Consider the following 12,285-nt stretch of genomic DNA (forward strand, 5'->3'; position numbering starts at 1 on the left):
ATACATTTTCAACGATCATGGCAGTGGAACTCAAAGATACGCTCAATCTCCCCGTGACGGATTTCCCCATGCGGGCGAACCTCACCGCGCGCGAACCCAAACGCATCGCGTTTTGGGAAGAAACCGGACTCTACGCGCGCCTGCAGAGCAAGAACGCGGGAACGGGAAAAACCTTCGTGCTCCACGACGGCCCGCCCTTCACCAACGGCGACGTCCACATCGGCACCGCGCTCAACAAGCTCCTCAAGGACATCATCATGCGCTACAAGACGATGCGCGGCTACCGCGTGCCCTACGTTCCCGGCTGGGACTGCCACGGGCTGCCCATCGAGCACAAGGTGATGAAGGAGCTCCACGCCAAGGAAAAGACGCTCACGCCGCTCGAAATCCGCAGGGCGTGCGCGGAGTTCTCCGAGAGCTTCATCGAAAAGCAGCGCCGGCAGTTCCGCCGCCTCGGCATCCTCGCCGACTGGGCTGCGGAATACAAGACGAAGAATCCCGCCTACGAGGCCGACATCGTGCGCACCTTCGCGAACATGGTCGCGCACGGGCTCGTTTACCGCAGCAAGAAGCCCGTCTATTGGTCGATCCCGTGCAAGACGGCGCTCGCCGAGGCCGAAATCGAATACAAGAACCACACGTCCACGTCCATCTGGGTCGCGTTCGAGCAGATCGACGCGCCCGCGCGCAACTTCGTGATCTGGACGACGACGCCGTGGACCATTCCCGCGAACATGGCGGTCGCCGTGCATCCGGAATTTGAATACGTCGAAGTCTCTCACGGCGGGAAGCTCTACGTCGTCGCCGCCGCGCTCGCGGAAAAATTCGTCGCCGACTGCGGTCTCGAAGGCGCGACGTTCGGCGCGAAATTCCTCGGAAAGACGCTCGAAGGCGTCAGGACGAAACACCCGATCTGCAACCGCGTTTCGCCCGTCGTCTGCGCCGACTACATCACGACGGACGCGGGAACGGGCTGCGTCCACACCGCCGGCGGCCACGGGCTCGAGGACTATCAGACCTGCCTCCGCTACGGCATCGAAATCTACTGCCCCGTGAACGACGACGGCGTTTACGTGAACGACGGCCGCGTTCCCGCGCCGCTCGTCGGCGTCTCCGTGCTCGACGTGAACGGCAAATGCCCGGCGAACGTCGAGGTGCTCAAGCTCCTCGAAGCGTCCGGCAAGCTGCTGAAGACTTCCAGAATCGAGCACCAGTATCCGCACTGCTGGCGCTCGAAGACGCCCGTCATCTTCCGCGCGATGGACCAGTGGTTCGTCGCGCTCGACAAGAACGGCATGCGCGCGAAGGCGCTCGAGCAGATCGGCGGCGTCGCGTGGGTGCCCGCGAGCGGCGAAAACCGCATCCGCGCCGCCGTCGAAGGCCGCCCGGACTGGTGCATTTCGCGCCAGCGCTCGTGGGGCGTGCCGATTCCCGTGTTCTACGACGCGGACACGCGCGAGGCGTTCCTCGACGCGGGCGTCATCCGCGCGCTCGCGGACAAGATCGCCGTCGCGGGAACGGACATCTGGTTCGAAAAGACGCCGGCGGAACTGCTCGCGGGCGTGGACGTTCCCGCGTCCTGGCCCGCGCCGGAAAAGCTCGTCAAGGGCACGGACACGCTCGACGTGTGGATCGACTCCGGCTCGTCCAACGCCGCCGTCCTGAAGCGCAATCCCGAACTCGCGTTCCCGGCGGACCTCTACCTCGAAGGCTCCGACCAGCACCGCGGCTGGTTCCAGTCGTCGCTGTGGACGAGCGTCATCAATTTCGGCAGCGCGCCCTACAAGAAAGTCATCACGCACGGCTTCGTGGTGAACGAAGGCACGCGCCAGAAAATCTCCAAGTCCGACGGCAAGCCGCAGACCGCCGACGGCTACGTCTCCAAATACGGCGCGGACATCGTGCGCCTCTGGATCGCGTCGGAGAACTACCAGAACGACATTCCGCTCTCGGACAAGATTCTCGACGCCACGGCGACGCAGTACCGCAACATCCGCAACACGATCCGCTACCAGCTTTCGAACCTCTACGACTTCGATCCCGCGAAGGACGCCGTGCCCTTCGCCGAGCTGACGCTGATCGACAAATGGGCGCTCACGAAGCTCTTCCAGCTCCACGCGACCGTCACGACCTGCTTCGAAAACTGCGAGTTCCACAAGGCCTACGCCGCGATCGACGCGTTCACCGTCGAGACGCTTTCGGCGACCTATCACAACATTCTCAAGGACCGCCTTTACACCTACGCCGCGAACTCGCGCGAGCGCCGCTCGTCGCAGACCGCGATCCACACGATCTTCACGACGTATCTGAAAATGCTCGCGCCGATGCTCCCGTTCACGACGGACGAGGCGTGGGGCTTCTTCACCGAGAAGAACGAATACGCGCGCGAATCGATTCTGCTGCAGGACTGGCCGGAATACCGCCCGGACTGCGTCTTCGTCGAGGAAGCCGCGGAGTTCGACGCGCTGCTCAAGGTGCTCGACGACGTCAACCTGAAGCTCGACGCGCTCCGCTCCGCGAAGGTGATCGGGCAGTCGCTCGAGGCGGTCGTCACGCTTTCCTGCGACGCGGAATCGCCGCTCTGGGCGCTTCTGAAGAAGCATGAATCCGCGCTCGCGGAGACGTTCATCGTCTCGGAAGTCCGCCTCGTCGCGGCTTCCGCGGGCGCGCCGCTCTCGGTCGAGGCGGTCAAGGCGGAAACGCTCGGCTACGTGCGCTGCCCGCGCTCGTGGCGCTGGGTTCCGGAGCTCGCGGACGCGGGCGCGTTCGGCAAAGTCTCCGCGCGCTGCCTCGACGCCCTCAAGGAAAAATTTCCGCAGGAATTTTAAGCGGAACGACGCACGGAGACCGCCCGGATGACGACGGAAAGCCACGCAGACGAAACCGCTCCCGCCGCGGGAACGCGCGCGACCTTCGGCAGCAAGCTCGGCATTCTCGCCGCCACGGCGGGCTCCGCCGTCGGGCTGGGCAACGTCTGGCGTTTCCCGAGCGAAACGGCGAACGGCGGCGGCGCGGTCTTCGTGCTGATTTACCTCGCGTGCGTGTGCTTCTTCGGGCTTCCCGTCGTGCTCGCGGAATTCATTCTCGGCCGCGCGGGCAAGGCGAACCCGGCGGGCGCCTACCGCAATCTCGCGCCCGGCAAACCGTTCCACTATTTCGGCGTCTTCGCGGTGGCGGCGGCAGTGCTCATCCTCGGCTTCTACATGGTCGTCGCGGGCTGGACGTTCGAATACTTCCGGCTCGCCGCCGCGGGAACGCTCGCGGAGACGACGGATTTCGCCGGCGTCTTCAAGAGCCTCAGCGACGACGTCTGGCGGCAGTTCCTCTGGCTCGCGGTCGCGGTCGCGGCGACGGCGTCCATCGTCGGCTGCGGCGTCAAGAAAGGCATCGAATTCGCGAGCAAGCTGATGATGCCCCTGCTCTTTCTGCTGCTGCTCGTGATGTGCGCGCGCGCCGTCACGCTGCCGGGCTCGGGCGCGGGAATCGCCTATCTCTTCAGTCCGGACTTTTCGAAGCTTTCCTCCTCCGTGTTCATTTCCGCGCTCGGGCAGTCGTTCTTCTCGCTCTCGCTCGGCATGGGCTGCCTGATCACCTACGCGTCGTATTTCGGCCCGGACGTGCGGCTCGGCAAGACCGCCGGGCAGCTCGCCGTCACGGACACGCTCGTCGCCGTGCTCGCCGGAATCACGATTTTCGGCACGGCGTTTTCCGTCGGCGGGAACGCGGGCGACGTCGCCGACGCGCTCGCCCACGGCGGGCCGGGACTGATCTTCGTCACGCTGCCGCAGCTTTTCCAGACGCTCCCGCTCGGGCAGCTCTGGGCGACGGCGTTCTTCCTGCTGCTGATTCTCGCCACGGTCACCTCGGCGATTTCCATTTACGAAATCGCGACGGCGTTCCTGCACGAGGAATTCCGGCTTTCCCGCGTCGCGGCGGTCGTCGCGCTTTCGGCGCTGACGCTCGTCTTCGGCTTCTTTTCCGCCGCCTCGCTCGGGAGCGTTCCCGCCGACGGCGAAAGCGCGGGCTCGCTCGCGGGAACGCTCACGCTCGGCGGCAAAACGTTTTTCGACTGGCTCGACACGCTGACCGCGAAATGGATGATGCCGCTGGGCGGGCTTTTCGTCTCGTGGTTCGTCGGCTGGCATCTCGACCGCAAGCTCGTCCACGCCCAGCTCAGCAACAACGACGCGTTCGTGATCCGCTTCTTCCGCACGTATATTTTCCTGCTCCGCTTCGTCGCTCCCGCCGGCATCGCGACGATCTTCCTCGCCCAGCTCCTCGCCTCCTGAGCCGCCCGCGGAAATCTCCCCGCCAAGACGCCGAGGCGCGAAGAAAAACCGCGAAGTCAAAGAAAGTTTTTTTAGAGGGGAAGCGACATGGCTCCACGCTTCGCTTACTTGTCGCTTTTCGGAATCCGCCCGCAAAAACTTCCCTTTAAGCTTTTTCCGCGCCCCGACGGGGCGAAACAATCGTAACCCCATGCGCGCGGCGGAGCGTGCGCTTGGGGCAAATTCTGCACATGCGCCGCGCCTGAAAGGCGCAACTGTCCGAAGCGTTCGGCGTTCCCGCGGGCAGTTGCGCTTTTCAAGCGCATGTTCTTTTTGCGGACGCTGCCCCAAGCGGCGTCGCCGCATGGGGTTATTTTTGTTCCGCATTTCATGCGGGAACGCACGTTTGGGGGCGAAGACATTCTTGTCGCTTTTCGGAATCCGCCCACAAAAACTTCCCTTTAAGCTTTAATCCTTAAGCTTTCTTCCCCCGTTTCGGCGAGGTTCCGTGAAGATTTCCGCGCCTTTCCGTGGTCAATCCGAACAAAAAAACGGACGGACACGACCGGGAAAATTCCGGCATCCGTGTCCGTCCGTGTTTATCTGTGGTTTTCTCCCGCTCAGTAGCGGTAGCGGAAACCGAGGTTCGCGCGGTGCGCGACTTCCGATTCCGTGCCGAGACGCAGCTCGTAGTTCAGGAAGACGCTCGCCTTGTCCGTGAGGTCGAACGAAACGCTCGGCGCGAGCGAGAACGTCGTCTCCGAAAGCGCGCGCGCGTCCGTCGAGAACTTGCTGTCCGAAATCCACGAATCGATTTCGACTTCGTCGTCGAGGAACTCGTGAATCAGCGAGAAGTCCAGCCCGACGCGGGCTCCGTGCCCGTCGATCTCGAAGGCGTAATTCAGCTTCGCGCCGACGCTCGCCTCCAGGCTGAACGCGTTGAACGAATCCGTCGCGAGCGCGGAGCCCGAGCCCTTTTCCTCGAACTTGTCCGTGCGGTAGTACGAGAACGCGATTCCCGCGTGCGGGAGCAGGTCGAGGCGCGAAGTCTCGCCCCACGCCGCCAGCGCGTAGGCACCGACGAGATCCGCGAACATGCCGCCGTGCCAGGCGTCCGTGTCGCCCTTGTTCGTGCCGACGAGCGTGTTGCGCTTCGTGTCGAACTTCGCGTAGCCGACCTGCGCGCCGACGTTCAGCGCGAGATAGTCGTTGAGCAGGAAGCCCGCGAACGCGGTCGCGCGGACGTTGTCGGAATCGATTTTGCCGCCGCCGTCGTGCAGCTTCGCCTTGCCGCGGTCGTAAGCGAGCGCGACGCCCGCCGTCACGTCCTTGTTGAACTTGACGTCCGCGCCGACGAGCGCGCCGTAGGTATTGTAGTCGAACGTCGCCGCATCGGAGCCGCTGCCGTTGTCCACGGTCGAGCCCTGCGCCTGCGCGAAGAACTCGACGTCCTGCGCGTAAACCCAGATCGCGCTCGACGCGTCGTAGAGGCGCTGTTCGAGGCGGCCGGAAAGCGAGCTCGCGTCCGCGGAGAAGCCCGCGTGCGGCATCGTCACCATCGACGCGAAACCGAGCGGCGAAAGCTTCGTGATCTCGTCGCCGAGGGCGCCGAGCGAAGTCCTGTTCAGCGCGTCCGCGATCGCGTATTCCTCGGCGGAAAGCGCGTCGGAAAGATAGCCGCCTTCCGGGCGCGCCCAGACGCTGAGGATGTCGAGCAGCGAGTCGAGCCCGTCGTGGTAATCCGCGGGAACGTCGCGGAAATCCCTCTGCGCGACGTAAACCTTCAGATTGCCGTTCGCGAGCTCGCCCTTGTCGACGTAAAGCACGTCGTTGCCCTCGCCGAGGCGGAACTGATTGCGGCGGATTTCGCTCGCCGTTCCCGTGCCGACGTATTCGAAGATCGAAAGCGCTTCGCCGCGAAGCGTCTGGTCCTGCGCGATTTCGAGATCGAGCGTGCCGGTGATGTCCACCGCGCCCGTGTAGCGCAACGCCTCGCCCGCGGAAATGTTCAGCTTGTATTTCGAACCGGAAGCGAACGTGACGCTCGCCGACTCGGCGGTCAGCGTCGCGCCGCCCTGCAACGTCGCGCCGGAATTCACCGTGATGCGGGACGTCGCCAAAGTCGTTCCCGCGCCGAACGCGAGCGTTCCCGCGGAAACGGTCGTCGCGCCCGTGTAGGTCTGCTCGGCGGCGGAAAGCGTCAGCGTTCCCGCGCCCGTCTTTTCAAAGTTTCCGGTTCCAGAAATCGTCTTGCGGTAGATCGCGCCGCTTTCGGCGACCGCGCCCGTGTCGAGCGTCAGCGTGCCGCCGGCGTTCGTCGCGAGCTCCACGTTTTCGCGCGTGAAATCGACGGGAGCGGATTCCGTTTCCGCCGCCGCGAGAATCGAGCGCAGCGACGCCGTTTCCGGCTCAAGCGCGAGCGTCAGATCCTTGCCGGCGAGATTGGAAATCACGAGGCTCACGTTTTCCGCCGACGCGCCGTCCTGATAAGTGACGTTTTCGACGAGCCCGTCGAGCGCGGAGAACGCCGTTCCCGTGCCCGCCGTGTAAGCGCGCGCACCCGAGAAAGAGATTCCGACTTTGGAATTTTCTCCGGAGACCTTGACCTCGCCCGTGTAGCTGTCGCCGACGCCGACTTCGCCGACGAGCGAGAGCGTCGCGCCGTTCGCGAGCGTCACGCCGAGGACGTTGCCCAACGCCACGCCGACGTTCGCGCCGGAGCCGACCGCAATCGAGCCGATGTTCGTCAGCGTCGCGCCCGAAACGTCGAGCAGACCCATGCCGCCGACGTTCAACGTCGTTCCCGCCGCGCCGGCTTCGAGCGTTCCCGTGAAGGCGACGGCGCGGTTCGGATTGACCGAAATCTCGGTCTCGTTCGTCGTGAACTTCACCGTTCCCGTGCGCGCTTCCGGATTCCCGCTCTCAATTCCCCCGATGGAGGTGACGTCGCCCGCGAGCTCAAGCGTCACGTCCGCGCCGAGGCGGAACGTTCCCGTGAACGCGGCGATCGAGGCCGCGTCCGCCGTGACGCGCGTCGGAGCCAAAGCCGAACCGAAGACAAAGGTTCCTTCTCCGGAAAGTCCATCTTCGACGGCGCCGAGATCCGTTGCCGTCGCGGGGGTGATTTCAAGCGTCGCGCCCGAAGCGATGTGAATCGAATTCGGAGCGTAAGCGGAAACCGCGGCGCCGTTGAACTTCAGCGTTCCCGCGGCGACCTTGAGGTCGACGTCCGCCAGATTGATGTCGTCCGGATTCGCGACGGTGAAATTCGCCGTTCCCGCGCCCGTCTTTTCGAGCGTCGGGGTCGTGAGGTCGGGATCCGCCTCGACTTCAAGACTGAAGCCGAGATTCTTTTCGCCTTCCGCGACGTCGATCACGAGCGAGCCTTCGGCAAGTTTGATCGCGCCCGAGAACGCCATGTCCTTGAGCGTCAGCGTTCCCGTGCCCGTCTTCTCGATTGTTCCCGTTCCGGAAAGTGTTCCGTTGAAGACGTTGTTTTCCGTCTCGCCCGCGTCGATGTCGAGCAAGAGCGTGCCGTCCACCACGAAGTCCGTGCCCGCGGCGGTCGTGATCTTGTTGAAGGCGTAGGCCGAATTGTCGCCGAGCTTGAGCGCGCCGGCGGAGAGCTTCAGTTCCTCCACGGTCCAGGAACCGGACGCCGAGGAATTGCGGTCGAGCACGAGCATTCCCGCGCCCGTCTTTTCGAAAGTCGTTCCCGTCTCGCCGGCGACGAGCCCGTTGAACGTGTATTCGCGGTCCGCGGCGACGTCGAAGACGAGCGTCGCGTCCTTGCCGAGCACCGCCGTGAAGAACTCGCCCTGCGTTCCGCGGAAAACGCCGTTTTCCTTGAAGTTCAGGCGCATCGTTCCCGCGGCGACCTTGAGGTCGAAGGAATTCGCGACGTCGCCGAGCGCGTCGCCGTTCGTGACGACGAGCGTTCCCGCGCCGTTTTTCGTGAAATACGACTTCGCGTCGCCGTCGGAGGCACCGCCTCGAATGTTTCCGTCAAAGGAAAGCGTGTGTTCCGCGTCCGCGACGTTCAGCGCGAATTCCGTGCCTTTGTTCAGCCAGACGGTCACGCTTTCGGCGAAGCTTTCGCGGTCGGAGACGTTCACGACGAGCGCACCCTTGCCGACGACGATTTCGCCCGTGAAGTCGAGCTCGGCTTCAACTTTTTTGCCGAGCGCGGAATCGACGACGAGCGTTCCCTCGCCGTCCTTCAGAATCGTTCCCGAGCCGTAAATCACGCCGCCTTCCGCGATCTTGAAGACGTTGTGCGCTTCGCGCGCGGCGGCGTTTTCTTCCTCGGTCCTAGTCGGATCGTCCGCGTATTCGCCGGCGGAGACGACGGTCAGCAGGCCGTCGGAACCGACCTGGATCGCGCTCGTGTTCGGCACCGCGTCCCAATCGACGCGCAGCTCGCCGCCCTCGACGATCGTCGCGCCCGTGTACGTGTTCACGCCGGTGAGGCGCAACGTCTCCGTGCCGATCTTCTTCAGCGAAACCGCGCCGGTCAGCGTTCCCGCGAAGCCGGGCAGCTCGCCCTCTTCATAGGAAAGACCGATGACTTTTTCGAATTCCGCGTATTTTTCGGCGGACGTCGCCGCGGCGCGGATCGCCTCGGTCGGCAGCCCGTAAATTTCCGAAAGAATCTGGAGGTTGGCGTCCGTGAGGCGGAACTTGTAGTCGTCCGTGAACAGCGAAATGAAGTCGTAGAAGGTCTCGGGAACGCCGCCCGCCAGATCCATGTATTTGACGACGTTGGCGTCGAGCAACTGGCGATAGCCCGCGCGCGTGAGCGTGAGCTGCCCGGTGGAGGCGTCGGAAACGAAGAGAGACTTTCCTTTGTCGGAATTATACGTTTCCGCGAAGGAGAGCAGGTCTTCGAGCTCGCGGGAAGTCCAGCCCGCGGGAGCGGCCGCCACGAACGCTCGGACGTCGGCGAGATTCAGCAGCTTGTCGAACACGCCTTTCATCGAATCGCCCGCGGTGATGCCGGCGCTGACCCAGCGCGCGTTCTCCAGCTGCGCGATCCAGGCGTCGGACGTCGAGATTTCGGAGAAGGTCTCCGCGTCGATCGTCGCGTAAATGTGCGCGAAGACGTTGGCGAATTTCGCCGGATCCTTCAAGTAGGCGAGCGTGTGCTCCACGGTGAACGGCTCCGTCGTTCCCTCTTCGTTCATGTGCGCGGGACGCACGGAACCGAGCGCATTGACGACGGACGCGCTTCGGGAACTTGAGAAGCCGACGATGCCGTCCAGCTCCAGCCCGTCGGGAGAATTCACGTAGGCGCTCCTGTCCGCCGTCGCGAAATAATACGCGTCGTAAAGAATGCGGGAACCGCCGCCGTCGTAGTAGCGATTGATTGCCGCCGTCAGCTTGCCCAAATCGTCCTGGGTCATGCCGACGGTCAGCGTGCTGTTGTTTTCGATTTTGACCACGGAACTCTCTCCGCCGACGAGGGACGAGAAGGTCTGATTCTTGTCGGAGCGGACGACCGCGCCGTTCAGCACCACGACGCCCGAAGACGCGCGAATCGCGCCCTCGTCTCCGAGCGCGAGCGTCCCGGTCATCCCCACCGTCGCGAGCGTGTGCGAGGACGTCGAGATGCTGAGCCCGGTCGTTCCCGCCTTGACGAGCGAACCGGCGCCGTCAATCACGCCGTTAAAATTGACCTGTCCCGCCAGCACCGCCACGGAATCGTAGTTCTTGCCGTCGAAAATGAGCTGAGAATTTTCGTCGGTCGCCGTCAGCGAAGGCAGAATCTGGTAGGAGATGACGTGAAGGCGTCCCGCCACGATCTTGTCCGAGCCTTCTTCAAGCGTGATCTTCGACGCGTTGGCGAAAGAGGCGTCCAGCTCGTCGTTCCCGAAGTTGCCGAGCGTAAGCGTCATGCCCTTGTTCACGGTGACGGTGCCGGTGAAGTCGTCCTGCGCCTGCAGGATCTGCACGTCGCCGGCGGCGGATTTGTAATCCTGTTCGCTGGAGCCTTCTCCGAAAGCAAAACGCCCGCTGTTGAGCGGCTGAGCATCCACGACGAACTCACGGTCGTCGTTGAGAAGCCCGCCGTGCAGCGTCCCGTCCTCGTCCGTATAAATGGAATTGCGCGCGAAGACGATGTCCGAAACGCCTTCGAGGCGGGCGCTCATCGTCACGACGTCGTTCGCGATGACGACGAGCTTGCCGCCCGAGCCGACGTACACGCGGCCGGAGCCGAGCGATTCCGGGTCCGACATCCACGTGCCTTCGTAGATGAAGAGACGATTGATGGACGCCTTCGGCTGGTCGGCGCTGCAGAGATTCGCAAAAGTTCCCTTGCCGGTCTTGATGACGTAGCCGTCATTGGCGGCGGAATTGTCCAAAATCGTCGTCTCGTCCGTGGTGTAGAAACGTCCGGCGAAATAGCCGTCGCGGTTTTCGGACTGATTGACGATCAGCGCTCCGTTCGTTCTGACGACGACGGACGACCCCTCCGCGTTCGAAACGATGCGGTAATTGCCCGTCGTAAGCTCACCTCGCGAAATCTCGTAATAACCGCGGTTCGCGGCTTCGTCCTCGATCGTCTGCCGCTCGATGAAAAGCGACTGAAGGTTGTTGAGAATCTGCGTGCCCTGAACAGTCACGCGCCCCGCTCTGGACGTCCAAGAGGTCCCGATGTAGTATCCGATGTTTTCCCAAAGCGACGCGTCGATCTGCCCGTGTCCGCCGCCGCTGGAAAGAGCGGCGGAAAGCTGCACGGCAGTGGCGGTCTCCAGAACGTTGTCCACGACGAACTGCCCCGTCGAGTCTGTTCCCAAAGTGGTGTTGCAGAGCAGGAAGACGTCGGCGATGGGCGTGGCGCTCAGAGAGTCCTCCTCGCCTTCCCCCGCCTCCGTCCGCCGATGACCGGCGAGCCCGTAAGCCGCGTCGAGCGTGTGCACGTAATTCAGGACGGAAGTCCTGCTGCTCACGTTCAGCGTCAGCGACGCCGTCGCGGACGCGGCGTCCTCGGCGTCGATTCTGTTCGTGAAGAATTCGGCGCGATTGGTGATGGAGACGTCTCCTCCCCTCCCGTTCGACGAGATGAAATAAACGCGTCCCGTGCCGGAGAGCTTGCCGATGGTCGCCTTTCCGTCCCAGCCGTAATCATTAGCCGCGCGATCCGTGCTGATGACGATGCGCGAAGTCGAGGCGGCGTCGGTTCCGAGCTCGATCGTCGTGTTGACGTCCGCCTTGACGTTGTTCAGGAAGTTCAGGCGACGGATTCCTTCCGCGCCCGAGGCGGGACCGGTGTCCTCGTCTCCGAGTTCGAACGCTTCCGAAAGCAGGTTTTTCGGCGCGGACGCGAAGCTCAGCGTCGCGGTGTCCTTCAGGTTGAGATTGGAAACGCCCACGTAGCCGACCTCGAGAGCAAACGGCTGCACGTTCGCCGAGGCCGAAAGCTCCGGCTGCGGCTGTTTATAGGCAACGTATTGCGAAAGGTATCCTGCGACGACGAGCTTCGCGTTTTCTGAGATCGTCAGCGTGCCGGAAAACGCGGTTTTGTTCGTGTCCACGTTCCCGTCCGTCGTGATGCCCACCAGAGAGGAGGTGAAGCCCTGCTCGTACTCCCCGTGAACCTGCCCGTGCGTCGTCTGGAAAGACGCGGAATAATAGGAGATGTCGGAAAACCCTTTGTACTCGAGCGTTCCGCTTCCCGCAATCTCGATTTCGCCGCCGGACTCGCGGATGTCGTAATAGCCGGAACCGTAATTATAATCGTCGCCGAGCGAGGTCGCTTCGTCGCCTTCGCTCGTCTTCGAGCTCGAGCCGAGGAAGCGCCCGTAAAACGTCCGCGTGTCCGAGAGATTCAGCTTCAGCACGCCGTCCGACGAGACGTAGTAGTCTTCCGTCAGCGAAGACGTCACGTCGATCGCCGTCGAGCCGGTCACGTTGACGACCGCCCCGGCGGGAACGGCGCAGAAGCCGCTCAGCAGCGCGGCGGCGGAAAAAAGAATGGTCTTGGAAATTTTCATGGGATTTCAGTCTTTCCGGGAAA

Annotated in this window: 3 protein-coding genes; 2 read left to right on the forward strand and 1 reads right to left on the reverse strand. The window is 63.3% G+C overall.

What is annotated here, in order from left to right:
- Positions 1 to 17: 17 nt before the first annotated feature.
- Together ileS and ACQREB_RS05695 are read left to right on the forward strand one after the other, a co-directional pair.
- Positions 18 to 2,828, forward strand: coding sequence for an isoleucine--tRNA ligase (gene ileS / locus ACQREB_RS05690; RefSeq protein ID WP_427766373.1), 2,811 nt, complete (start codon positions 18 to 20; stop codon positions 2,826 to 2,828).
- A gap of 27 nt (positions 2,829 to 2,855) precedes the next feature.
- Complete coding sequence (locus ACQREB_RS05695) at positions 2,856 to 4,289, forward strand: sodium-dependent transporter (protein WP_427766374.1); 1,434 nt, start codon at positions 2,856 to 2,858, stop codon at positions 4,287 to 4,289.
- 599 nt (positions 4,290 to 4,888) lie between these two features.
- Here ACQREB_RS05695 and ACQREB_RS05700 read toward each other — a convergent pair.
- A complete protein-coding gene (locus tag ACQREB_RS05700) occupies positions 4,889 to 12,262 on the reverse strand; it encodes an autotransporter domain-containing protein (RefSeq protein ID WP_427766377.1) in 7,374 nt (2,457 codons plus the stop codon).
- Positions 12,263 to 12,285: the final 23 nt, after the last annotated feature.

It is taken from the genome of Candidatus Spyradosoma sp. SGI.093 (genome assembly GCF_050314555.1).
Classification (GTDB): domain Bacteria; phylum Verrucomicrobiota; class Verrucomicrobiia; order Opitutales; family UBA953; genus Spyradosoma.

Coding starts and splice junctions, on each gene's coding strand:
- ACQREB_RS05700 (WP_427766377.1), bottom strand. CDS start 12,262: ATGAAAATTTCCAAGACCATTCTTTTTTCCGCCGCCGCGCTGCTGAGC.
- ileS (WP_427766373.1), top strand. CDS start 18: ATGGCAGTGGAACTCAAAGATACGCTCAATCTCCCCGTGACGGATTTC.
- ACQREB_RS05695 (WP_427766374.1), top strand. CDS start 2,856: ATGACGACGGAAAGCCACGCAGACGAAACCGCTCCCGCCGCGGGAACG.